The 26,655-nt window shown below is 71.7% G+C and carries 5 protein-coding genes; 2 read left to right on the top strand and 3 right to left on the bottom strand.

Annotated features, from left to right (window positions below):
• Positions 1 to 19,616 (bottom strand): type I polyketide synthase (locus ACF07B_RS39715; RefSeq protein WP_392182517.1); only part of this gene is annotated, 19,616 nt, incomplete at its 3' end.
• Between the two features lie 1,181 nt (positions 19,617 to 20,797).
• A complete protein-coding gene (locus ACF07B_RS39720) occupies positions 20,798 to 21,421 on the bottom strand; it encodes an NADP-dependent oxidoreductase (protein ID WP_392182518.1) in 624 nt (207 codons plus the stop codon).
• A 348-nt stretch (positions 21,422 to 21,769) separates the two neighbouring features.
• On the opposite strand from ACF07B_RS39720, the gene ACF07B_RS39725 reads away from it, so the two are divergent.
• Both ACF07B_RS39725 and ACF07B_RS39730 read left to right on the top strand, forming a co-directional pair.
• The gene (locus tag ACF07B_RS39725) at positions 21,770 to 22,267 is read left to right on the top strand and encodes a DUF485 domain-containing protein (RefSeq protein ID WP_392182519.1); all 498 of its coding nucleotides are present in this window, start codon (positions 21,770 to 21,772) and stop codon (positions 22,265 to 22,267) included.
• Positions 22,264 to 23,880, top strand: a complete 1,617-nt coding sequence (locus ACF07B_RS39730) for a cation acetate symporter (RefSeq protein ID WP_392182520.1) — start codon at positions 22,264 to 22,266, stop codon at positions 23,878 to 23,880. The genes ACF07B_RS39725 and ACF07B_RS39730 overlap by 4 nt, the downstream gene beginning before the upstream one ends.
• Positions 23,881 to 24,019: 139 nt before the next feature.
• On the opposite strand, the gene ACF07B_RS39735 is transcribed toward ACF07B_RS39730, so the two are convergent.
• On the bottom strand, positions 24,020 to 26,440 hold the full coding sequence (locus tag ACF07B_RS39735) for a SpoIIE family protein phosphatase (RefSeq protein ID WP_392182521.1): 2,421 nt from the start codon (positions 26,438 to 26,440) through the stop codon (positions 24,020 to 24,022).
• Positions 26,441 to 26,655: the final 215 nt, after the last annotated feature.

Genomic DNA, 26,655 nt, shown 5'->3' on the forward strand with positions numbered 1-26,655 from the left:
TACGCCGCCGCGAACACCGGATACGCCGCATACAGCTCACGCCCCATCCCCAACCGCTGCGAACCCTGACCCGAGAACAAGAACCCGACCTTGCCGCTGGTGCCCGGTTCACCCAGGAGGACCCGGTTGGACGGAGACCCTGCGGCCAGCGCACGGAGCCCTTCCAGGAATTCATCCCGGTGCTCCCCCACCACGGCGGCCCGGTACTCCATGGCCGAGCGTGTGGTGGCGAGCGAGAACCCGATGTCGGCCGCCTGCAGATCCGTGGCCGTAGCCGTCGCCAGGGACAGCAGACGCTCCGCCTGTGCCCGCAGCGCCGCCTCCGTCCTGCCGGACAGCACCCACGGTACGACCGCGCCGGTGTCGGACACGGGCGGCAACTCCGCAGAGGCGGGCGCCTGTTCGACGATCACGTGGGCGTTGGTGCCGCTGATGCCGAAGGACGACACGGCGGCTCGGCGCGGCGCGTCGGTCACCGGCCACTCCACGGCCTCGGTGAGCAGCCGGACATCACCGGCCGACCAGTCCACGTGCGGCGTCGGGCCGTCGACGTGCAGGGTCTGCGGCAGCACGCCGTGCCGCATCGCCATGACCATCTTGATCACACCACCGACACCGGCCGCCGCCTGGGCGTGGCCGATGTTCGACTTCAGCGAGCCCAGCCACAACGGCCGCTCCTCCGAACGCTCCTGACCGTACGTGGCGATCAGCGCCTGCGCCTCGATCGGATCACCCAGCTTCGTCCCCGTACCGTGCGCCTCCACCGCATCGACCTGCTCCGAAGACAGACCCGCATTGGCCAGCGCCTGCCGGATCACCCGCTGCTGCGCCGGACCGTTCGGAGCCGTCAGACCGTTCGACGCGCCGTCCTGGTTCACCGCCGTACCGCGAACGACCGCCAGCACCCGGTGACCGTTGCGCCGGGCGTCGGACAGCCGCTCCACCAGCAGCATGCCCACACCCTCGGCCCAACCCGTACCGTCCGCACCGGCCGCGAACGCCTTGCACCGGCCATCCGCCGACAAGCCCCGCTGACGGCTGAACTCCACGAACGTCGAGGGAGTCGCCATGACGGTCACACCACCTACCAGCGCCATCGAGCACTCGCCGCTGCGTAGCGACTGGGTCGCCAGGTGCAGCGCCACCAGCGAGGACGAGCACGCCGTGTCCACCGTGACCGCCGGCCCCTCGAGCCCGAACGTGTACGAGAGCCGGCCGGAGGCGATGCTGCCCGCGCTGCCGCTGCCCAGGTAGGCGTCCATGCCCTCCGGAGCCGCCTTCACGCGGCCGCCGTAGTCGTGGTACATCACGCCGGCGAAGACACCGGTCCTGCTGCCCCGTACCGTCGCCGGGTCGATCCCGGCCCGCTCGAACACCTCCCACGACGTCTCCAGCAGCAACCGCTGCTGCGGGTCCATCGCCAGCGCCTCACGCGGCGAGATCCCGAAGAAAGCCGGGTCGAACTCGGCGGCCTCGTGGAGGAAGCCGCCGTGGCGCACGTAGGACTTGCCCGAACGGTCGGGGTCCGGGTCGTAGAGGTTCTCGACGTCCCAGCCGCGGTTCTCGGGGAATCCCGAGACCGCGTCGCCGCCGGAGGCGACGAGGCGCCACAGGTCTTCGGGCGACCGCACGTCACCGGGAAACCGGCAGGCCATGCCCACGATCGCGATCGGCTCGTCCGCCGTTCCGGTCACCGCGGCGACCGCGGCCTCGGACTGCTCCTGGACGCCCAGTGTCTCGGCGAGCAGGAAGCGGGAGAGCGCGACGGGCGTGGGGTGGTCGAAAACCATGGTCGCGGGGAGCCGCAGCCCGGTCGCCGTGTTCAGCCGGTTGCGCAGTTCCACCGAGGTGAGCGAGTCGAAACCGGCGTCCTGGAAAGCGTGTTCCGGCTGGACGGCCTGGGCCGAAGCGTGGCCGAGCACGGCGGCGACCTCGGTACGCACCAGGTCCAGCACCACCTGCTCGCGCTCGACCTCGGACAGCCCGGCCAGCCGCCGGCCCAGCGATCCCTTCGGCGCGGTCCTCGCCGTGCGCCGCGCGGTGCCCCGTACCGGGCCGCGCAGCCCTCGCAGGACCGGCGGCACCGTGCTCTGCGGCCCGCCCAGGTCCAGCCTCAGCGGGGCGACGACGGCCCGGTCCAGGGCCAGTGCCGCGTCGAACAGCCGCAGTCCTTCGTCGACGGCCATAGGGGCCAGGCCCACCCGCTTGAGCCGGGCGAGGTCCGCCTGGTCGAGACGGTCGGCCATGCCACTGCCCTGCTCCCACAGGCCCCATGCCAGCGACGTGGCGGGGAGCCCCCGGGCGCGGCGGGCTTCGGCGAAGGCGTCGAGGAAGGTGTTCGCCGCCGCGTAGTTGCCCTGTCCCGCGCTGCCCAGGATTCCGGACACCGAGGAGAAGACGACGAACGCCGACAGGTCGCTCGTCAGTTCATGGAGATTGAGCACGGCGTCGGTCTTCGGGCGCAGCACCTTCTCCATGCGCTCCGGGGTGAGCGCGGCGATCACTCCGTCGTCGAGGACGCCGGCCGCGTGCACCACGGCCGTCACCGGCGTGCCGGACAGCACCTCGGCGAGGGCGTCCCGATCGGCCACGTCGCAGGCCGCCCAACGCACCTCGGCGCCCCACGCGGCCAGTTCGGCCTCCAGCTCGGCCGCACCGGGTGCGTCCGCGCCGCGACGGCTGAGCAGCAGCAGACTGCGCACACCGTGCTCGGCGACCAGGTGCCGGGCGAACAGCCCGCCCAGCGCACCGGACGCGCCGGTCAGCAGGACGGTGCCGGAGCCGAAGTCCGGCGTGCCGGTGGCGGTCCCGGTGGCCTTCACCAGGCGCGGTACGAACACCTCCCCGTCGCGGACCGCGAATTGCGGCTCACCGGAAGCGAGCACGGCGGGCAGCACACCGACCGCCTCATCGGTGTCCTCGGCCTCCGCCAGCACGATCCGGTCCGGGTTCTCCGACTGCGCGGACCGCACGAGCCCCCACACCGCGGCATGAGCCAGATCGCCCGGACGCGTCACCAGCACCAAACACCCAGGACGCTCCTCCGCCAACCACCACTGCACCAGCGCCAGAACCTCACTCGCGACGCTGCGCACACGGTCGGCGGTCTGCGTACCGGACCCCGCCGGGCACGGAACGACGACGACGTCCGGTGCCCCTTCCGACTCCCGCAGTGCGTCGAAGTCCGCGACAGTCTTGATCACCAGCGCGTCGGTGGCGGAGGGAAGGGTGAACGGCGTCCACTCCAGCGCGAACAGCTGATCGCCGCCACCGGCACCGCGCGATTGCTCCGCCGAGACGGCCCGCAACGACAGCGACTCGACCGAGGCCACCGGGTCACCGGTGCCATCGGCCACGGCAAGCGTCACCGAACCGGTGGCCGTCCGCGACAGTTTCACCCGCGCCATCGCCGCACCGGCAGCCTGCACGGCGACGCCGGACCACGCGAACGGCAGGACCGGGCCCTCGTCCAGCGCCACCAGCCCACCGGCGGCCAGTGCGTGCAGGGCGGCGTCCAGCAGCGCCGGGTGCAGGGCGAACTCCGCTGCCTCGGCAGCCGACTCGTCCGGCAGCTCGACCTCGGCGAAGACGTCGTCCCCGGCGCGCCACACCGAGCGCAGCCCCTGGAAGACCGGACCATAGTCCAGGCCCGCAGCGGCCATGCCCTCGTAGAACCCGGTCAGGTCGACGGCATCCGCACCCGCCGGCGGCCACGCGCCGAGGTCCGCAGCGGACGGTGCCTCTGCCGAGGACAGCACACCCGTCGCGTGTCGCAGCCACGAACCGTCGTCGACGCGCGAGTGCACGCTCAGCTGCCGCCGGCCGGACTCGTCCTCCGGACCGACAGCCACCTGAAGGGTGACGCCACCGCGCTCGGGCACGACCAGGGGAAGCTCGAGGGTGAGGTCTTCGACCCAGCCGCATCCCGTCTCGTCGCCCGCCCGGATCGCCAACTCGACGAACGCGGTGCCGGGCAGCAGAACGGTCCCGTTCACGGCGTGGTCGGCGAGCCACGGGTGGGTTTTGAGGGAAATCAGTCCGGTGAGCAGGATCCCGTTGCTGTCGGCCGTGGCAATCGCGGCCCCGAGCAGCGGATGGTCCGCCGCCTCCAGGCCGGCGGCCCGGACGTCACCGGCCGTCTGGGGAACGTCGAGCCAGTAGCGCTCGCGCTGGAAGGCGTAGGTCGGCAGGTCGACGTGCCGGGCGCCGGAGAAGAGCGCCTGCCAGTCCGGGGAGATGCCGTGGGTGTGCAGCCGCCCTAGGGCGGTGACGAGGGCGTGCGGCTCGGGGCGGTCGGCGCGCAGGGCGGGGACGGTGACGATGTCTGTGCCGTCGTCGAAGCAGCCTTCGGCAAGGGCGCTGAGGACACCGCCGGGGCCGATCTCCACGAAGGTCGTCACGCCCAGCTCGTGCAGGGTCCGCACGCCGTCGGCGAAGCGGACCGCCTCACGGACGTGCCGCACCCAGTACTCGGGGGTGTACGGCTCGGCCAGTCGGCCGGTGAGGTTCGAGACCACCGGGATCCGCGGCTCGTCGAAGGCCAGACCGCGAACGACCTGCGCGAACTCCTCCAGCATCGGATCCATCAACGGCGAATGGAACGCGTGACTGACCTTCAGACGGGACGTCCTACGACCCTGCGCAGCGAACACCTCGGTAATCGCCGCAACCGCGTCCTCCGCACCGGAAACGACCACGGACCGAGGCCCGTTGACCGCCGCGATCCCGACCCCGTCGGTCAGATACGGCAGCACCTCGTCCTCGGCCGCCTGCACCGCGACCATCGCCCCGCCCGCGGGCAACGCCTGCATCAACGCGGCCCGCGCCGACACCAGTCTCGCCGCATCCCCGAGCGACAACACACCCGCCACATGCGCGGCCGCGATCTCACCCACCGAATGACCAGCCACGTAATCCGGCCGGATGCCCCACGATTCGAGAAGCCGGAACAGGGCCACCTCGAGGGCGAACAACGCGGGCTGCGTCGAACCCGTCTGGTTCAACTCCTCCGCGTCGACGTCGAGCGTGACCTCAAGATGTGCGCACACCTCGTCGTACGCGGCGGCGAACACCGGATACGCCGCGTACAGCTCACGCCCCATCCCCAGCCGCTGCGAACCCTGACCCGAGAACAGGAACCCGACCTTGCCCCCGACGGCACCACCCACCACAGCAGCACCGGAAACAAGCGCCTCCAACCCCTGCCGGAACTCCCCGAACTCCTCCCCCACCACCACCGCACGGCGCTCCAGCACCGCACGCGACGTCGCCAGCGAGAACGCCACATCCTCCGGCCGAACCCCAGCGCCCCCGACGCCATCGACGCCATCGGCGTCCAGAAAGGACAGCAACCGGCCCGCCTGCTCCCGCAGCGCCCCATCGCTCTTCGCCGACAGCACCCACGGCACCACCGCACCCGAGGCCGAAGCCGAAGCTGAAGCCGGGGAATCCTCCGCCACACCAGGCGCCTGTTCGACGATCACGTGCGCATTGGTTCCGCTCACACCGAAGGAGGACACCGCGGCTCGGCGCGGCGCGTCGGTCACCGGCCACTCCACGGCCTCGGTGAGCAGCCGGACATCACCGGCCGACCAGTCCACGTGCGGCGTCGGGCCGTCGACGTGCAGGGTCTGCGGCAGGACGCCGTGCCGCATCGCCATGACCATCTTGATCACACCACCGACACCGGCCGCCGCCTGGGCGTGGCCGATGTTCGACTTCAGCGAGCCCAGCCACAACGGCCGCCCCTCCGAACGCTCCTGACCGTACGTGGCGATCAGCGCCTGCGCCTCGATCGGATCACCCAGCTTCGTCCCCGTACCGTGCGCCTCCACCGCATCGACCTGCTCCGAAGACAGACCCGCATTGGCCAGCGCCTGCCGGATCACCCGCTGCTGCGAGGGTCCGTTCGGAGCCGTCAGACCGTTCGACGCGCCGTCCTGGTTCACCGCGCTGCCCCGCACGACGGCCAGCACCCGGTGACCGTTGCGCCGGGCGTCGGACAGCCGCTCCACCAGCAGCATGCCCACACCCTCGGCCCAACCCGTACCGTCCGCACCGGCCGCGAACGCCTTGCACCGGCCGTCCGCCGACAAGCCCCGCTGACGGCTGAACTCCACGAACACGGACGGGCCTGCCATCACCGTGACGCCGCCGACGAGGGCCATCGAGCACTCACCGCTCCGCAGTGCCTGCGCGGCAAGGTGGAGGGCCACGAGTGACGACGAGCACGCCGTGTCCACCGTGACCGCCGGCCCCTCGAGCCCGAACGTGTACGAAACACGCCCCGAAGCGACGCTGCCCGCGCTGCCGTTGACGAGGTAGCCCTCCAGCCCTGCCGGTGAGGTGTGCACGCGGCCGCCGTAGTCGTGGTACATCACGCCGGCGAAGACACCGGTCCTGCTGCCCCGTACCGTCGCCGGGTCGATCCCGGCCCGCTCGAACGCCTCCCACGACGTCTCCAGCAGCAACCGCTGCTGCGGGTCCATCGCCAGCGCCTCACGCGGCGAGATCCCGAAGAACTCGGCGTCGAAGTCCGCCGCGTCGTGCAGGAAGCCGCCCTCTCGGGTGTAGCTGGTGCCCCACTGGTCGGGGTTCGGGTCGTAGAGCCGCTCCACGTCCCAGCCGCGGTCCTCGGGGAAGCCCGACACGGCGTCGCCCCCGGAGGACACCAGCTGCCACAGGTCCTCGGGCGACTGCACGCCGCCGGGGTAGCGGCAGGCCATGCCCACGATCGCGATCGGCTCGTCCGCCGTTCCGGTGGGCGTGGAGAGGGTCGCCGGCACGACCGCCGCCGCCTCGTCGGCGCCTGCGGCTTCGGTGGTGAGGAAGCGGGCGAGGGCAAGCGGGTTCGGGTGGTCGAAGACCAGGGTGGCGGGCAGGCGCATACCGACGGCCGAGTTGAGCCGGTTGCGCAGTTCGACGGCGGTCAGCGAGTCGAACCCGATGTCCTTGAACGAGTCGTCCGCGCCGACCGACTGTGCGACGGCGTGCCCGAGCACGGCGGCGACCTGGGTACGCACCAGGTCCAGCACCACGTGCTCGCGCTCGGCTTCCGGCAGCCCGGCCAGCCGCTGACCCAGCGACCCCTTCGGCGCGGTCCGCGCCGTGCGCCGCACCGGCGCGACCCGCACCAGTCCGCGCAGGACAGGCGGCACGGGCTGCCCCGGTCCGTCACGGAAGGCGGACGTGTCGAGCCGGATCGGGGCGACTGCCGCCCGATCGATGGCCAGTGCCGTGTCGAACATCCGCAGGCCGTCCGTCGGCGGGATCGCGGCGAGGCCCATCCGCTTGATGCGGGTGAGATCGGTGTGGTCGAGGCTGCCGGTCATGGCGCTCTCGCTGTCCTGCGCCCACAGGCCCCAGGCCAGCGACGTGGCCCGCAGGCCCACGGAACGGCGGTGCTCGGCGAGGGCGTCGAGGAAGGTGTTGGCAGCGGCGTAGTTCGCCTGGCCGGGCGTGCCGAGGGTGCCCGCCACCGAGGAGAAGAGCACGAACGCGGACAGGTAGCCGGACAGCTCGCCCGCCAGGTCGTGCAGGTTCAGCGCCGCGTCCACCTTCGGACGGAACACGGCGTCCAGCCGCTCGGGGGTCAGTGAGCCGATGATTCCGTCGTCCAGGACGCCGGCGGTGTGGACGATCGCGGACAGGCTCTGCCCGGGGCCGGTCAGGAGTGCACGCACGGCGTCGCGGTCGGCCACATCACACGCGGCCCAGGTGACGTCGGCGCCGTTCGCGGTCAGCTCGGCGGTGAGTTCGGCCGCGCCGGGTGCGTCGCCGCCGCGGCGGCTGACGAGCAGCACACTGCGGACGCCGTGCTCGGCGACCAGGTGCCGGGCGAACAGTCCGCCCAGCCCGCCCGACGCGCCGGTCAACAGAACGGTGCCGGAGCCGAGGCCGGGCAGCTCCGGCTCCGCGTTCGGCGCGGCGAAGCGGACCAGTCTCGGTACCCGGACCTCGTCGTCCGGATGCACCGCGGCCTGCGGCTCACCCGACGCGATCAGGCCGGGCAGCACGCGGGCAAGACGGGTGCCGTCAACACCGCTGACGACGTCGGCACGGGCATCACCGGCGGTCTCCACCAGCACGATGCGGTCGGGGTTCTCGGTCTGCGCCGAGCCCACCAGTCCGCGGACCGCCGACTGGGCGAGGTCTCCCGTACGCGTCACCAGCACCAGGCGCGCCGGACGTTCCTCGGCAAGCCACCACTGCACCAGCTCCAGCACCGCGTGGGTGACCTCACGGATCCGGGTGGCCAGGTCCGCACCGGTCCCGGTCGGGCAGGGCACGACCACGGCATCGGCGCCGGCGCCGGCGCCGGCTGCGGCATCGCTGTCCGCCGGCGAGTCAGTGGAACGGAGCGCGGCGAGATCCTCGTACGTCTCGATCCTCATGCCGTCCGGCGCGGACGGCAGGCCGAACGGCGTCCACTCCAGGCCGAAGACCGCGTCGTCGCTGCCGGAACCGGCGCGCAACTGGTCGGCGGGCGCCGGGCGCAGCGTCAGCGAGTCGACCTGCGCGACCGGTTCACCGGTGCCGTCGGCCAGTACCAGCGACACCGCGGAGGTGCCGGTGCCGACGCGCGAGACCTTCACCCGCAGGTCGGAGGCTCCGGCAGCCGCCAGGCGCACGCCGCTCCAGGCGAACGGCAGCAGTCCGTTCCCCGTCCCGGCCTCAGGCTCGACCGCGCCCAGCCAGACGGAGTGCAGGGCGGCGTCGAACAGGGCGGGGTGCAGTCCGTACTTCCCGGCGTCCGTCCGCTCCGTGCCGGGCAGCTCCACCTCGGCGAAGAAGTCGTCCCCGCTCCGCCACGCGGTACGCAGCCCCTGGAAGACGGGGCCGTAGTCGAGCGCCATGTCGGCGAGGCGGTCGTAGAACCCGTCGACGTCGACCGGCTCCGCACCCACGGGCGGCCACGCGGTGAGCGAGCCGTCCGTTGGCCCTCCCGTGGCGACGGTCAGCGAGCCGGAGGCGTGCCGGACCCATACCCGTTCGAAGTCGTCCTCGTGGGCGTACGCGTCCCCGTCGTCGATCCGCGAGTGCACGGTCAGCGGCCTGCGGCCCGAGCCGTCGTCGGCGCCGACGCGCACCTGCAGGGCGACGCCGCCGCGCTCGGGCACGAGCAGCGGTGTCTCCAATGTCAGCTCTTCCAACAGGTCACAGCCCACGGCGTCGGCAGCGGTGATCGCCAGCTCGACGAACGCGGTTCCCGGCAGGAGCGCGACCCCACTGACGGCGTGGTCCACCAGCCACGGGTGCGTGTGCGTCGAGAGCCGTCCGGTGAGCAGGTGTCCGTCGCCGTCGGCCAGCGGCACGGCGGCGCCGAGGAGCGGGTGACCGGCTTCGCCCTGCCCCACCGCGCGCAGGTCACCGGCCGAGGCGGGGGGATCGAGCCAGTAGCGCTGCTGCTGGAAGGCGTAGGTCGGCAGGGGAACGCGGTGAGCGCCGGGGAAGAATGCGTGCCAGTCCATCTCGGCACCGCTGACGTGCAGTTCGGCGAGCGCGGTCACGACGGCCTGCCGCTCGGGACGGTCGGCCCGGAGTACGGGGACGGTGACGATGTCGTCCGCGCAGCCCTGCGCCATACCGCTCAGCACACCGCCCGGACCGATCTCCACGAACGTGCCCACACCCAGATCGTGCAAGGTCCGCACACCGTCGGCGAAGCGGACCGCCTCACGCACGTGCCGCACCCAGTACTCCGGGGTGTACGCCTCGGCCAGGCGACCGGTGAGGTTCGAGACCACCGGAATCCGCGGCTCATCGAAGGCCAGACCACGAACGACCTGCGCGAACTCCTCCAGCATCGGATCCATCAACGGCGAATGGAACGCGTGACTGACCTTCAACCGAGATGTTTTGCGGCCCTGTCGGGTGAAAGCCTCGGCGATCTCCAGCACGGCATCCTCGGCACCGGAGACCACCACGGACCGAGGCCCGTTGACCGCCGCGATCCCGACGCCGTCGGTCAGATGCGGCAGCACCTCGTCCTCGGCCGCCTGCACCGCCACCATCGCACCACCAGCAGGCAGCGCCTGCATCAACGCGGCACGCGCCGACACCAACCTCGCCGCATCCCCGAGCGACAACACACCCGCCACATGCGCGGCCGCGATCTCACCCACCGAATGACCAGCCACATAATCCGGCCGCACACCCCACGACTCGAGGAGACGGAACAGCGCCACCTCGACGGCGAACAACGCCGGTTGGGTGCAACCGGTCTGGTTCAACTCATCCGAACCAACATCGACCGTGACCTCAAGATGTGCGCACACCTCGTCGTACGCCGCCGCGAACACCGGGTACGCCGCGTACAGCTCACGCCCCATCCCCAACCGCTGCGAACCCTGACCCGAGAACAAGAACCCGACCTTGTCCGCCGAGTGAGCGCGTCCGGCGACGACGTTCGCCACCGGTTCGCCTGCCGCGAGGGCCTCAAGACCTGCCCGCAACTCGACCGGGTCGGTGCCGATCACCGCAGCCCGGTGCTCCAGCGCCGACCGCGTCGTGGCCGACGAGAATCCGACGTCGACGGGCGACACACCGTCGGTCACGAAGGCCAGTAGACGCTCCGCTTGGGCCCGCAGCGCCACTTCATTCTTCGCTGACAGCACCCACGGCACGGGCACCGGGTGGTGTTCCCGGGCCGGGTCGGCCACGGCCGCGGCGGGCGCCTCCTCGATGATCGTGTGCGCGTTGGTGCCGCCGATGCCGAAGGACGACACCGCGGCCCTGCGGGGCCTGGCGGTCCCGGGCCATCGCACCGGCTCGGTCAGCAGCCGCACGGCGCCCGCCGACCAGTCGACGTGCGCGGTCGGCTCGTCCACATGAAGCGTCTGCGGCAGCATGCCGTGCCGCATCGCCAACACCATCTTGATCACACCGGCGACACCCGCGGCGGCCTGCGTGTGACCGATGTTGGACTTGACCGAGCCCAGCCACAACGGCCTATCGTCGGAGTGTTCCTGCCCGTACGTGGCGAGGAGCGCCTGCGCCTCGATCGGGTCGCCCAGCCTCGTGCCCGTGCCGTGCGCCTCGACGGCGTCCACGTCGGCCGGCGTGAGCCCGGCGTTCGCCAGCGCCTGCCGGATCACCCGCTGCTGCGAGGGACCGTTCGGCGCGGTCAGACCGTTGGACGCACCGTCCTGGTTCACCGCACTCCCCCGCACGACGGCCAGTACCTCGTGGCCGTTCCGACGGGCGTCGGACAACCGCTCCAACAACAGCAGACCGACGCCCTCGCCCCAACCCGTACCGTCGGCACCGGCCGCGAACGCCTTGCACCGCCCGTCGGGCGACAGACCGCGCTGCCGGCTGAACTCCACGAACAGGTCCGGCGTGGTCATGACGGTGACGCCCCCGACCAGGGCCATCGTGCACTCGCCGCTCCGCAGGGCCTGCGCGGCGAGATGGAGGGCCACGAGCGACGACGAGCACGCCGTGTCGACCGTGACCGCCGAACCCTCCAGGCCGAACGTGTAGGAGATGCGTCCGGAGACGACCGAGGCCGCCTTGCCGGTGAGCGCGTACCCCTCGATCTCCTCGGGCGCATTGCGCAGTCCGTTGGCGTAGTCCTGACCGTTGGTGCCGATGAAGACACCGGTGCGGCTGGCGCGGACGGAGGCGGGGGCGATACCGGCGCGCTCGAAGGCCTCCCACGCGGTCTCCAGCAGCAGCCGCTGCTGCGGGTCCATGGCCAGCGCCTCGCGCGGCGAGATCCCGAAGAGACCGGCGTCGAAGCGGTCGGCGCCCTGGATGAAGCCGCCCTCGCGCGCGTACGTCTTGCCGGGTCGGTCGGGGTCGGGGTCGTAGAGCGCGTCGATGTCCCAGCCGCGGTCGGTGGGGAAGCCGGACATCGCGTCCTGGCCGGAGCTCAGCAGCTCCCACAGGTCCTCCGGCGACTGGACGCCACCGGGGAAGCGGCAGCTCATGCTGACGATCGCGAGGGGCTCGTCGGCCGCGGCGGCGGCCGTCGCCTGCGCGGCGTCCGCCGCCGGCCCGTGCCGGCCGAGGAGTTCCACGCCCAGGTGACGGGCGAGGGCGGTGGGGGTCGGGTGGTCGAAGACCAAGGTGGTGGGCAGCTTGAGGCCGGTGGCCGTGTTGAGCCTGTGGCGCAGTTCGACGGCGGTGAGCGAGTCGAAGCCGGTCTCGCGGAACGTCCGGTCGGCTTCGAAGGCGCCCTTGCCCGTGTGGCCGAGCACCATGGCGGCCAGCTCGCGGACCAGGTCCAGCAGGATGCGGCTCTGCTCCCCCGGCGTGGCGCCGAGGAGGCGCTGGACCAGCGCGGACGCGGGCACTTCGGCATTCCGCGCGGCCTGGGCGCGTACTTCGAGGGCCTTGCGGGCCTCGGGTACACCGTGCAGCAGCGGGCAGGGGCGCGTGCCGGCGAAGGCCGGGACGAAGCGGTCCCAGTCCACGTCCGCGACGGTCAAGGAGGTTTCGCCGTGGGTCAGCGCACCGTGCAGCACGGAGATCGCGGGAAGGGCCGCGATCGCCCGTACGCCGCGCCGCCGCAGATGGTCACCGGCGGCGCCGTCGGCCATGCCTCCTTCCGCCCAGGATCCCCAGGCAACGGCCAGCGCGGGCAGGCCCTGCGCCCGGCGCTGCTCGGCGAGGGCGTCGAGGAAGGCGTTCGCGGCACCGTAGGCGCCCTGGCCGCCGTTGCCCCAGACACCGGTCATCGAGGAGAAGAGCACGAAGGCGTCGAGGTCCTGGCGGTCCCGGGTGAGCTCGTGCAGGTTGAGCGCTGCGTCCACCTTGGGGCGCAGCACGTGGTCGAGGCGCTCGGGCGTGAGCGATTCGACCAGACCGTCGTCGAGTACGCCTGCGGTGTGCACCACGGCGTTCACGGTGTGCCGGCCGAACAACTCGGCGAGCGCGTCGCGGTCGGCCGCATCGCACGCGACGACGGTGACCTGGGCGCCCAACTCCTCCAGCTCCGCCTTGAGTTCGGTGGCGCCCGGGGCGTCGGGGCCCCGGCGGCCGGTGAGCACCAGGTGTTCGGCACCGGCACCGGCGAGCCAGCGGGCCACGTGTCCGCCCAGCGCCCCCGTACCACCGGTCACGAGCACGGTGCCGCGCGGCGACCAGGGTGCGTCCGCGGGTTCCGTGCTGTGCGGCGCGCGCACGAGGCGGCGGCCGGACACTCCGGAGGCGCGTACGGCGAGCTGGTCCTCGTCGGCCTGGGCCAGCACGCCGGCCAGTCGCTCCAGCGCACGGGAGTCGAGCTCGGCAGGCAGGTCGACGAGCCCGCCCCAGCGCTGCGGCTGTTCCAGGGCGACGATCCTGCCCAGGCCCCAGAGCTGGGCGGAGACGGGGTCGGTCAGCAGGTCCGTCGTGCCGGTCGACACCGCGCCGCTGGTCAGACACCACAGCGGGGCCTCGATCCCGGCGTCGCCGAGGGCCTGGAGCAACAAAACGAGCCGCTGGAGGGCATCAGCCCCCGCTTCTCCCTGCGCTGCGGCGAACAGGATGCCGTCGGCCTGCTCGTGCCCGGCGTCGGCGAAGGCCCGGACGAGCACGTCGCGGTCGGTGTCCTCGCCCACGACGAACGGTACGAGCGCGACGCCGAGTTCCGTTAGCCCGGCGCGGATCGCCTCGGTCCACGCGGTCTCCTCGGAGACCGCGTAGAGCCAGGTCCCCGACGGAGCGGCCCCGACCATGTCACCGAGCGGCTGCCAGGTGATCCGGTAGCGCCAGCCGTCGGCGGTGGACTGCTCGCGCCGCTGCCGGCGCCAGGCGGCCAGCTTGGGTGCGACCACGCCCAGTTCGGCGGGCTCCAGCCCCAGGAGCGCACCGAGAGATGCCCGGTCCTCGCTCTCGACGGAGTCCCAGAACTCGGCGTCCATCGCCTCCGGGGCGCCGGCGGTCGCCTGAGGCACGTCGAGCCAGTAGCGCTCGCGCTGGAAGGCGTAGGTGGGCAGGTCGACGCGCCGGGCGCCGGGGAAGAAGGCGTGCCAGTCCACTTCGGCACCGCTGACGTGCAGTTCGGCGAGCGCGGTCACGACGGCCTGCGGCTCGGGGCGGTCGACGCGCAGCAGCGGGACGGTGACCACCTCGTCCACACAGCCCTGCGCCATGCCGCTGAGGACACCTCCGGGACCGATCTCCACGAACGTGGTCACGTCCAGCTCGTGGAGAGTCTGGATGCCGTCGGCGAAGCGGACCGCCTCACGGACGTGCCGCACCCAGTACTCGGGCGTGTACGCCTCGGCCAGCAGGCCGGTGAGGTTCGAGACCACAGGAATCCGCGGCTCACTGAACGCCAGACCGCGAACGACCTCCCCGAACTCCTCCAGCATCGGATCCATCAACGGCGAATGGAACGCGTGACTGACCTTCAGACGGGACGTCCTACGACCCTGCGCAGCGAACACCTCGGTAATCGCCGCAACCGCGTCCTCCGCACCGGAAACGACCACGGACCGAGGCCCGTTGACCGCCGCGATCCCGACCCCGTCGGTCAGATACTGCAGCACCTCGTCCTCGGACGCCTGCACCGCCACCATCGCCCCGCCCGCGGGCAACGCCTGCATCAACGCGGCCCGCGCCGACACCAGTCTCGCCGCATCCCCGAGCGACAACACACCCGCCACATGCGCGGCCGCGATCTCACCCACCGAATGACCAGCCACATAATCCGGCCGCACACCCCACGACTCCAGCAACCGGAACAGCGCCACCTCCACAGCGAACAACGCCGGCTGCGTGCAACCCGTCTGGTTCAACTCCTCCGCGTCGACGTCGAGCGTGACCTCAAGATGTGCGCACACCTCGTCGTAGGCGGCGGCGAACACCGGGAAGGCGTCATAGAGTCCGCGGCCCATACCGACCCGCTGCGAACCCTGACCCGAGAACAGGAACCCGACCTTGCCCCCGACGGCACCACCCACCACAGCAGCACCGGAAACAAGCGCCTCCAACCCCTGCCGGAACTCCCCGAACTCCTCCCCCACCACCACCGCACGGCGCTCCAGCACCGCACGCGACGTCGCCAGCGAGAACGCCACATCCTCCGGCCGAACCCCAGCGCCCCCGACGCCATCGACGCCATCGGCGTCCAGAAAGGACAGCAACCGGCCCGCCTGCTCCCGCAGCGCCCCATCGCTCTTCGCCGACAGCACCCACGGCACCGGTCCCGTGACGGCCGTCTCGCGGGCGGGCTCGTCGCTCGTCGCGGCCTGTTCGACGATGACGTGGGCGTTGGTGCCGCTGATGCCGAAGGACGACACGGCGGCACGCCGCGGCGCGTGGGTCGCAGGCCACTCCACGGCCTCGGTGAGCAGCCGGACATCACCGGCCGACCAGTCCACGTGCGGCGTCGGCTCATCGGCGTGCAGGGTCTGCGGCAGCACGCCGTGCCGCATCGCCATGACCATCTTGATCACACCGGCCACGCCCGCCGCGGCCTGGGCGTGGCCGATGTTGGACTTCAGCGAGCCCAGCCACAACGGCCGGTCGCCGTCCCGTCCCTGGCCGTAGGCGGCGATGAGGGCTTCTGCCTCGATCGGGTCGCCGAGCCGCGTGCCCGTACCGTGCGCCTCCACGGCGTCGACGTCCGCGGGCGCGAGTCCGGCGGCCGCCAGGGCCTGGCGGATGACGCGCTGCTGGGAGGGTCCGTTGGGCGCCGTGAGTCCGTTCGACGCGCCGTCCTGGTTCACCGCGCTGCCCCGCACGACGGCCAGCACCCGGTGACCGTTGCGCCGGGCGTCGGACAGCCGCTCCACCAGCAGCATGCCCACACCCTCGGCCCAGCCCGTACCGTCGGCCCCGGCGCCGAACGCCTTGCAGCGGCCGTCCGCCGACAGGCCGCGCTGGCGGCTGAACTCCACGAACATGCCGGGCGTGGACATCACGGTGACGCCGCCGGCCAGGGCCATCGTGCACTCGCCGCTCCGCAGCGACTGGACGGCCAGGTGCAGCGCCACCAGCGAGGACGAGCAGGCCGTGTCCACGGTGACCGCCGGGCCTTCGAGGCCGAAGGAGTAGGCCACGCGGCCCGAGGCGACGCTGGTCGTCGTGCCGGTCAGCAGGTAGCCCTCGATGCCGTCGGCCGGCTCGTGCAGCCGGGGGCCGTAGTCCTGTGCCGCCGCGCCGATGAACACGCCCGCCCGGCTCCCGCGTAGCGTGGCCGGGTCGATGCCGGCCCGTTCGAAGGCCTCCCACGACGTCTCCAGGACCAGCCGCTGCTGCGGGTCGATCGCGGCGGCCTCGCGGGGGCTGATGCCGAAGAAGCCGGCGTCGAACTCGGCCGCCTCGTGCAGGAAGCCGCCGTGCCGCGTCGAGGACTTGCCGAGCGTCCCGGGCTCCGGGTCGTAGAGCGCTTCGGCGTCCCAGCCGCGGTCCGCCGGGAATCCGGAGATGGCGTCGCCACCTGAGGCGACCAGCCGCCACAGGTCCTCGGGGGAACTCACCCCGCCGGGCAGACGGCAGCTCATGGCCACGATGGCGATGGGCTCGTCGGGGTCGGCCGACGTCGCGGACGCGGAGGCCGCCGTGTCCGCGCCGCCCAGGGACCGGGCGGCGAGGTGGCGGGCGAGCGCGGCAGGGGTCGGGTGGTCGAACAGCAGCCCGCTGGGCAGGCGCAGGCCGGTGGCCTCGCCCAGTTGGTTACGCAGTTCCACCGAGCTGAGCGAGTCGAAGCCGAGATCCTTGAACGTCCACTCGGTCTTGACCTGGCGGGCTTCGGCGTGGCCCAGGACGGCGGCGATGTGTACGCGGACCAGGTCGAGCACGGCCTCGTCGCGTTCGGACCGGGGCAGTCCGGACAGCCGTCGGCCCAGGGCTCCGAGGGGCGCGCTGTGGGTCTCGGCGATGGCGATGGCGTCCGGCTCCGGAGCCGCGAGAGCCCAGCCGGTGGTGGCGACGGACGACGTGGTGTCGCCGTCCAGCCAGTACCGCTGCCGTTCGAACGCGTAGGTGGGCAGTGCGACCTTGCGGTGTGCGTCCCGCCCGCCGCCGAACAGGGCGTCCCAGTCCGGCTCCACGCCATGGACGTGCAGCGAGGCGACTGCCGCAAGCAGGGCCTGCGCCTCGGGGCGACGGGCGCGCAGGGCGGGGACGAACAGGGACTCGCTGTCAGCGCCGGCGCGGGCCATGGAGGTGAGCACGCCGCCCGGGCCGAGCTCCAGGTAGGTGCGGACGCCCTGCTCGTCGAGGCGGGCGATGCCGTCGGCGAAGCGGACCGCGTCGCGCACATGGCGGACCCAGTACGCGGCCGTGCACCCTTCGTACTCCGAGGGCTCTTCTGACAGTCGGCCCGTCACGTTGGACACGATCGGGATGCGCGGGGCGTGGAAGGTGAGGCCCTCGGCCACGTCGCGGAACTCCGCCAGCATGGGTTCCATGTGCGGGGAGTGGAAAGCGTGGCTGACCCTCAGCCGACTGGTCCTGCGGCCCAGGGCGGCGAAGGCGTCGGCGATCCCGGTGGCGAGGTCCTCGTCGCCGGAGACGACGACGGAGTCCGGTCCGTTCAGGGCGGCGATGCTCACGCGGTCCGTGCGGTCGCCGATGCGGGCGCGGACCTCGTCCTCCGTGGCCTGGACGGCGATCATGACGCCGCCGACGGGCAGCGCCTGCATCAGACGCCCGCGCGCGGCCACGAGGGCGCAGGCGTCGGCGAGCGAGAGGACGCCGGCGACGTGCGCGGCGGCGAGTTCGCCTATGGAGTGGCCCACGAGCACGCCGGGGGTGATGCCCCAGCTCTCCAGAAGCCGGAACAGGGCGACCTCGAGGGCGAACAGCGAGGTCTGCGTGTAGAGGGTCCGGTCGAGTTCGGCCGCTACCTCGGTGCCTTCGGGGGCGAACATGACCTCGCGCAGCGGCCGCGGCAGCAAGGGGTCGAGGTGGGCGCACACCTCGTCCAGCTCGGTGGCGAACGCGGGTACGGCCTCGGCCAGTTCGCGTCCCATGCCGGCTCGCTGGCTGCCCTGGCCGGAGAAGAGGAAGGCGAGCTCGCCGCGCGCGCCCGTGCGGTCCGTGCGGCCCGTGGTCAGTGCGGCGTCGATGCCGCCGGTGGACAGCTCTCGCAGGGCGCGCAAGAAGTCGTCGCGATCCTCGCCCACGACGACCGCCCGGTGTTCGAAGGCGGTGCGGCCGGTGGCCAGCGACCAGCCGGCGTCGGGCAGGACGAGACCGGGGTGCGCCTCGGCGTGTGCGAGCAGGGCGGCGGCCTGGGCGCGCAGCCCGGACGCGGTCCTGGCGGACAGCGGCCAGAGGGTCGGCGCCGCGCTCGTACCCGCCTCCGCGGCCGCGCCCGCCGCGGTCGCCCGGTGTTCCGCCAGCACGATGTGGCAGTTGGTGCCGCCCATGCCGAACGAGCTGACGCCGGCGTGCAGCGGGCGGTCCTCCCGGCCCTCCCACGACGTGTGCTCGGTCTGCACCCGCAAGTTCAACCGGTTCAGGGGGATCGCCGGGTTCGGCGTCTCGAAGTTGAGGCTGGCGGGCAGTTCGCGGTGGCTGAGCGACAGGGCGGCCTTCAGCAGGCCGGTGATGCCGGCGGCACCCTCCAGGTGGCCGACGTTGGTCTTGGCCGAGCCGACCCGCAGTGGGCGGCCGCGCTCGCGTCCCGCACCGAGCACTGCGCCGAGCGCGGCTGCCTCGACGGGGTCGCCGACCTTGGTGCCGGTGCCGTGCAACTCCACGTAGCCGACGTGGGCGGGGTCGATCCCGGCCCGCTCGTAGGCGAGACGCAGCACCTGTTCCTGCCCCGCCTGCAGCGGCACGGTCAGCCCGTCGCCGCCACCGTCGTTGTTGACCGCGCTGCCGCGGATCACGCAGTAGACGGGGTCGCCGTCCGCGACGGCCCGGGCGAGAGGTTTGAGCACGACGATGCCGCCGCCCTCGCCGCGGACGTAGCCGTTCGCGCGGGCGTCGAAGGTGAAGCAGCGGCCGTCGGGGGACAGGCCGCCGAACTTGGCGGCGCCCATGGCGCTATCGGGAACGATGTTGAGGTTCACGCCGCCCGCGAGGGCGATCGTCGATTCGCCCTCGCGGAGGCTCTCGCAGGCGAGGTGGACCGAGACCAGGGAGGAGGACTGACCGGAGTCCACGGTCAGGCTGGGGCCGTTGAGCCCGAGGAAGTACGAGACCCGGTTGGCGATGATGCTGCGGTGCAGGCCGGTGACGGTGTGCGGAGAGATGGCGGTGAGCCCGGAGCGGTGGTGCAAGGTCGCGTAGTCGTCCCAGATGGCGCCGACGAATACCCCGGTCCGGGTGGAGCGCAGCGTCCCGGCACGCACGTGCGCGTCCTCCAGCGCTTCCCAGGCCAGCTCCAGCACAAGCCGCTGCTGCGGGTCCATGGCGGCGGCCTCCTTGGGGGAGACTCCGAAGAACCCGGCGTCGAAGTGGCCGATGCGGTCGAGGAATCCTCCCCGTCGGATGTCGGTCCTGCCGGGTGCGGACGGGTCGGCGTCACCCACCGCGGCCCCGTCCCACCGGTCCGGGGGGACGTCGGTGATCGCGTCCGCGCCCTCGCTGAGCAGCCGCCAGAAGGCGGCTGGGTCGGCGGCCCCCGGCAGTCGGCACGCCAAGCCGATGACAGCTATACCATCGGCCGAATCCGCCGAAGCCGAACCGGACCGATTCACCATTCCGCTGAGCTCGGACTCGACCATATTGCACTCCACCCACCCGCACAGAGAATGAAAAGGCACCGCACCATGCCGGCCACGGCACAGGCGATCGGTTCGACCGGGCGGCAACAAGTTGCGGTGTGACCCTAGTTTCGGTCCCGCAGCCGCGCTCCGCCGCTGCATCGGATCAGCTTTAGGGGAATCCCCAATGGTCGACGTGCACGAGCATTGACAGCCGGGAATCTCTAAGGAGAACCCTAGGGACAGTCGTGGGAGAATTTCGGCTTGTACAGCCTCCCCCGATTCCCCTCCGCCGATGAGGCCCCAGGTCTTTCATGGCGCATTTGCAAGCAGCCGGGAATCACTCAGCACGGCCTTTTCTGCAGGATGCCCTTTCGACCCGCCCGCCCCCTTCACGCAAGCGTGCGAGGAATGCCCGATGACCCCGCTGCGGTACCCCCGATGGGCACGTCGGCCACCTGGTCACCGGCCTGCAGACCACGCGGATCATGCTGCTCCTGTGCGCGTCTCTCCAGCGAACTCGGACCGGCCATCACCGTCGGCGCCGGCGCCGACGCCCGGGGAGCCTGCGGCGGTCGTCGCACCCTGGCCTGCCACGCCCCCGGCAAGGTGAGCACGGCCCCACCGGTCGCGGCGTTCCCGCATGGTCGGCGTTCACCGCGCGATCCGCTGGTGTGGGCGAAGCGACCCCCGGTGTTATTCAATGAGGTGTGCGGTCAGGGATCTCGGTGCCCCGACGCACGGGTCCGAGTACAGCCCCGGCGCTGCGCCGGGGATTGCGAGAGAGCCGCATGGACTCCACACCCTCCCCCTCGTCCTCTTCGCCGTTTGACATGGTGAGCAGTGCCCTCGGGCGCTACATCCCGCGCGGCGGAGCGGCAGCGGCGGCCGGTCCTGCGAACGCTCAGGGCGACCGCGCCACCCGCCAACGTGTACCCGACAACCCGGCAGCCGACCGTCAGGATCAGATTCTCGGCGTGGTCAACCTGGACAGAGATCTGGAGGACCTCACACCGCCCCGCCTTGCACACCGTCCGGGACCTGGGCATCCACAAGGAAGCCCTGTCGCAATGGGTCCGCCAGGCCGAGGCCGACCAGGGCGAGCGGCCCGATCCGCTGACCACTGCAGAGAGTCGACTGCCGCGAGGCCGTTGCAGTGGCCTCGCCGACCCTTAAAAGCGCGGCCCCGCTCCGGGCGGCCGTCATGCCAGCTCCAGAACGAGCTTGCCGACGTTCTCGCCACGGAAGAGCATCTGCAGCGTCTCGGGGAAGTCGTCCACGCTCCCTCTCACGACGTGTTCCCTGACCTTGATGCGGCCGTCGGCGATCCAGGCGGAGATGTCCTGCGCGGCCTGCGGGTAGCGCTTGGCATAGTCGAAGACGACGAATCCCTCCATCCGGGCGCGGCGCACCAGCAGTGTCAGGTAGTTCGAGGGACCCTTGACCGGGGTGGCGTTGTTGTACTGACTGATCGCACCGCAGACCACGACGCGCGCGTGCATCGCCAGCCGGGTCAGTGCAGCGTCGAGGATGTCGCCGCCCACGTTGTCGAAGTAGACGTCGATGCCGTCGGGGGCATGCCGGCGCAGCGCCTTCCCAACGTCGTCGGCGCGGTAGTCGATCGCCGCGTCGAATCCCAGTTCGTCGGTGAGCAACGCGCACTTCTCCGGCCCACCGGCGATGCCGACCACCCGGCAGCCCTTGGCCTTCGCGATCTGACCCGCGATGGAACCGACCGCGCCGGCCGCCCCTGACACCACGACGGTCTCGCCGTCCTTCAACACTCCGACGTCCAGCAGGCCGAAATAAGCGGTCATGCCGGGCATGCCCAGTGCTCCCAGCCATCGGGGTGCACCTCGCCCACGGGGCGGGCTGACAGACGGATCTGGCGGTTGGTCGCGGACATCGCGCTTCCTGTCGTTGCGGCTCCCCTTGACCATACCGACCAGTAGGTACGCCGGCGATCGTGACATGCGCCACAGGCCGCCCCGCCCGGCGGGCACCTATGACCCGCGAGCCGTCAAGCCGTCGACCGACAGTGCCGGCCGGAGAGTCACGTCGAGCCCAAAACGTGACTCTCCACGGACTGCCCGGCGTACCAACCAGTCGGTACCGTGCACCGCCACGCCTCCCCCAGCACTCCACGGAACCGAGCCCAGCCGGAAGGCCACGCGATGACATATCCCCATGACCAGCGGTACCCGCAGCAGGAATGGCCGCAGCCGCGGACCGAACCGTACGGCCGTGCCCCTCGGTACGAGTCGTACGGGCGGGATCCGGGGCAGGAGCCCTCCCCGTCCGGATACGACGGCGCCGCGTACGACTGGTACGGGCAAGCCGCCCGGCAGGAACCGTACGCGCACGAGACGCATCGGCCCAGCGCCGACCTGGCAGCCCTCCGCTCGGCCTACCGCGTGCTCCGCCGGGTCTCCTCGATCACCGCACTCGGCTCCTTCATGGTGTACGTGCTGCTGTCCTGCTACGCACCGGAGCTGATGGGGGCCAGGATCACCGGGGAGCTGAGCCTTGGAATCGCCCTGGGGATCCTTCAGCTCGTCGTCACCTTCGCGGCGGTCTTCTCGTACGAGCGCAGCGCACAACGCTCGGTGGACCCGTTGGCCCGCGTCGTCAGGGAGCGGGCGGCCGACCGGCCCGCGGGGGTGGCGAGATGACCGATTTCGACTCCGGGTCGCAGGCCACCGTCCTCGTCCTCTTCACCGCCCTGGTCACCGTCACGCTGCTGATGTGCGTGATGACGGGACCGGACCGCGACGACCTGACGAACTTCTACACCGGCTACCTTTCGCTCACCCCGTTCAAGAACGGCCTGGCCATCGCGGGCGACTACATCTCCGCGGCCACGGTGCTGAGTACCAGCGGCATCATCGCGCTCGCCGGATACGACGGCTATGTCCTCACGGTCAGCACCGCCTTGTCTCTGGTGCTCCTGATGTTCCTGCTGGCCGAACCTCTGCGCAACGCCGGCAGGTTCACCATGGGCGACGTCCTGGCCCGCACCATGCCCGGGCGGGCCGTGCGCATCGCTTCCTGCGTCGTGACGCTTTCGGCGACCCTGCCCTTTCTGGTCGTCCAGCTCTCCGGGGCCGGGTCGCTGCTCACCTTCATCCTGAACATCCCGCACGGGGCGGGCGCCAGGACGGCGTGCATCGTCATCGTCGGCAGCCTGATGATCATTTACGCGGCGCTCGGCGGTATGCGGGGAACCGCGCTCCTTCAGATGATCAAGATCGTCATCCTGCTCGGCACCAGCGTCGTCGTCGCCGCCCTGGTCCTGAACCGCTTCGGCTGGAACCCCGGAGACCTGCTCAGGGCCGCCCAGCACGGCAGCGGCACGGGCCCGGCCTTCCTTCGACAGGGCCTTCAGTTGGGCACCTCGGCCGGCGACCGGCTGGACTTCGCCGGTCTCCAGATCACCGTGGTCCTCGGCGTGGCCTGCCTGCCCCACATCACCATGCGTCTGTTCTCCGCGCAGGACGTGCCGGCCGTGCGTCGCTCCATGTCGTGGGCCGTCGGCACGGTCACCACCTTCTGCCTGCTCGTGATCATCTTGGGTACGGGCGCGGCAGCCCTGGTGGGATCGCGGTCCATCATTGCGGCCGACCCGCACGGCAGGACGTCGGTGCTCATGCTGTCGCAGGTGCTCGGCGGGGCCCCCTCCTCCGCGGGCGCGACGATTCTCTACTCGGCCGTGGCGGGAATGGTGTTCATCACCCTGCTGTCCTCGGTCGCGGGGATGACCCTGGCCGCGGCCTCGTCGCTCGCCCACGACCTGTTCGCCCATGCGGCGCGGCAGGGACGGGCGGAGCCGCGTACGGAGATGACGGTGGCGGCGTGGACGAGCGTGGCCGTGGGAACCGTGGCCATCGGGCTCGCCACCCTGGTCCAGAGCTGGGACGTCGGCGTGCTGACCACTCTGGCCGTCTGCATCGGGGCATCCGCGGTGGCTCCCGCGCTGACCTACTCCCTGTTCTGGAGAGGATTCACACGCACCGGTCTGCTCGCCACCCTCTATGGCGGCGCGGCCTGCGCGGTGGTGCTGATGGTCTTCTCCAAGGCCGTCTCGGGCACGCCGTCCGCCGTCTTCCCGACCGCCGACTTCCACTGGTTCCCGATGCAGTCCACCGGACTGGTCTCCATCCCGTTCGGTTACCTGGCGGGCTGGCTGGGCAGCCGTCTGGACCACCGGCACCGCGCGGCTGACAGCCGGGAGAGCCGACTGCTGTACGAGGAGAGCGAGCAACGTCTGCTCGCCGCAGCCGAATGACCGAGGTGGCGGGGGCGGACCGAGCAGGCGGCCTCGCTCCCGCCGCCGCAGTCCGCCCACGGCCCCGCGCGGAGCCCCATGACAGCCGTATGCCCGCACGCGCGCCGATGTGTGGGTCGACAGCAACGGCCTGCGACGGTCAGGTGAGCGTGCCGGCCAGTGATTGCTCGGTCCACACCGTTTTGCCTTCGCGGGTGTAGCGGGTACCCCACCGTTCGGCCATCTGGGCCACCAGGAACAGGCCGCGCCCGCCCTCGTCGGTGGTACGGGCGCGGCGCAGGTGTGGTGCGGTGTGGCTGGTGTCGCTGACCTCGCACACCAGGAACCGTTCACGGATCAGCCTCAGGGTCGCAGGCCCACTGGCGTACCGGTAGGCGTTGGTGACCAGTTCGCTGGCAATCAACTCGGTGCTGAACGCCAAGTGCTCCAGGCCCCATTCGGTCAGCTTGGCCGAGGTCAACGCCCGGGCCCGGGCGGCGCCGGCAGGCTCCAGCGTCAGCTGCCAGGAGGCGACATCCTCCGGTGGCAGCACGCGGGTGCGCGCGATCAGCAACGCGATGTCGTCGCTGGGGTGTGCGGGCACGAGCGAGTCGACCACGGCTTGGCATGTCCGTTCCAGCTCGTCCGCAGGGCGGGTGAGCGCTGCGCACAGCTTGCTCAGGCCGATGTCCGCGTCGATGTTGCGTTCGCCGATGATTCCGTTGGTGTACAGGCACAGCAGGCTTCCCGCGGCCAGGTCGATCTCCCGGGCCTCGAACGGCAGGCCGCCCAGGCCGAGAGGTGGGCCTGCGGGCAGGTCGAGCAGGGCCGCCTGTCCATCCGGACCGGTCACCACCGGCGGCGGGTGGCCGGCGCGGGCCATGGAGCACCGCCGGGAGACAGGGTCGTACACGGCGTACAGGCAGGTGGCGCCGACGACCTGCTCGCCCACGGGCCGTTCGCCGAACGCTTCCTGTTCGGCGGCCAGCAGGGTGACCAGGTCGTCCAGGCGCGAGAGGACCTCGTCCGGTTCCAGGTCGAGGCTCGCGAGCGTGTGTACGGCGGTACGCAACCGGCCCATCGTGGCGGCGGCGTGGATGCCCCGTCCCACCACGTCGCCGACGACGAGGGCGACCCGAGCCCCGGAAAGGGGAATGACGTCGAACCAGTCGCCGCCCAGGCCCGGGGCCGCGCTGGCCGGCAGGTACCGCAGGGCCACCTCGACGGCCGACTGGTCCGGAACCTTCCGGGGCAGAAGGCTGCTCTGCAAGGTGAACGCGGTCTGCTGCTGCTGGGTGAAGCGCCGGGCGTTGTCGATGGCGACGGCGGCGCGCGAGCCGAGTTCCTGGGCGAGGGTGAGGTCGTCCGCCTCGAAGGGATCGGGGCGGCTCGAACGCCACAGGGTCAGCACACCCAGCACCAGGCCACGTGCGGCGAGGGGTACCACGATCAGCGAGTGGGCGCCCGGGTCCGGAGCGTGGGCGTCCTGGCGGCTTTCGGTCGAGACGGAGTCGGACGACAGAACCGGTTCCAGGACGGGCCGCCCTTCGGCCAGGCATCGTGACTGGGGTGTGCCGGGTGCGAACTCCACCGGCACGCCCTGGCCGTGGGGCGCGCCGGGTTGCTGAGTTCCGATACCGCAGGCCCCCACTCGAACCACAGGTCCCGCCGGCGCCCGAGCCGGCTCCTCACCACATGTGACCGACTCGAGCAGGTCCACCGACGCGTGGTCGGCGAGGTGCGGCACCATCACCTCGGCGAGTTCCTCGGCGGTCTCCGCCACGTCGAGCGTGGTTCCGATACGGCTGCCGGCCTGGTCGAGGAGCGCGAGCCGACGCTGGGCCCGGTGGCGTCCGGTGATGTCCTCGATCATCTCGGCCACGCCCAGGACCCGGCCGGAGCGATCCTCCATCCGGAAGGCCGAGACCAAGGCGACCCGCTCTCGTGCCGGATCCGATTCGAGGCGAGCGAACTGCTCGGAGTAGATCAACGGTCTGCCGTTCTCCATCACCTGACGCACTCGGTCCACGGCCTTGCGCGCATCGTCGGGAACGAGCATGCAGCCGGTCGGCAGACCTCGAAAATCTGCTGCCGGGACGCCGGTGAAGCGTTCTACGGCCCGGTTGACCCGGAGAACTTTCAGGTCGGGGCCTTGGACGACCAGGCCGATCGGACACTGGTGGTACAGCCCGTCGAGAATCGCGCGGTCCCTTTGCCAGTCCAGGACGTCGGCCGCAGGTGCCCCGGCGACAAGCCACTCACGGACCCGGTCGTCGCGGGAGAACGTCTGGGCCCTGAGCCCCATCTCCACAAGGCGTCCGTCGCGGTGCCGCACCTTGAGCAACCCGAACCAGCCGCCGGTTCTCCGGCAACTCGCCGCGGCCTCCCTGACGGCCGGCAGATCACGCGGATCGACGAGGACCTCGAAAGCCTGACGGCCGATCACGGCTGCGCCCGGATGGCCGAGCAGCTCCTCGGCCCGCCGGTTCCACCCGACCACGGCACCCCGGTCGTCGAGCACCGCCAGGGCGGCGAGGCGCGGGGCGAACGGATCGTCGTGGCTTGCGCTGGGCTCCGTCATCCACATCTCCACCGCCGGCTGACCCGCAGATACACCTAAGCCTAGTGAACCCCGCGTGGGGCCGCGCGCGGCCGCGGCCGGCACGCGGCCCTACGGCAGGCCCGTCGGTCCTCTGTCAGCGGCCTGCGGTGTGGCTCCTCGCGTCCACCGGACAGCGACTACCTCCGCCACAGCCGGCGGCCCGGTCCGGCGCCACAGTGCCCGGCGGACGTCGG

This window comes from Streptomyces sp. NPDC015532 (assembly GCF_043078065.1).
Taxonomy (GTDB): Bacteria; Actinomycetota; Actinomycetes; order Streptomycetales; family Streptomycetaceae; genus Streptomyces.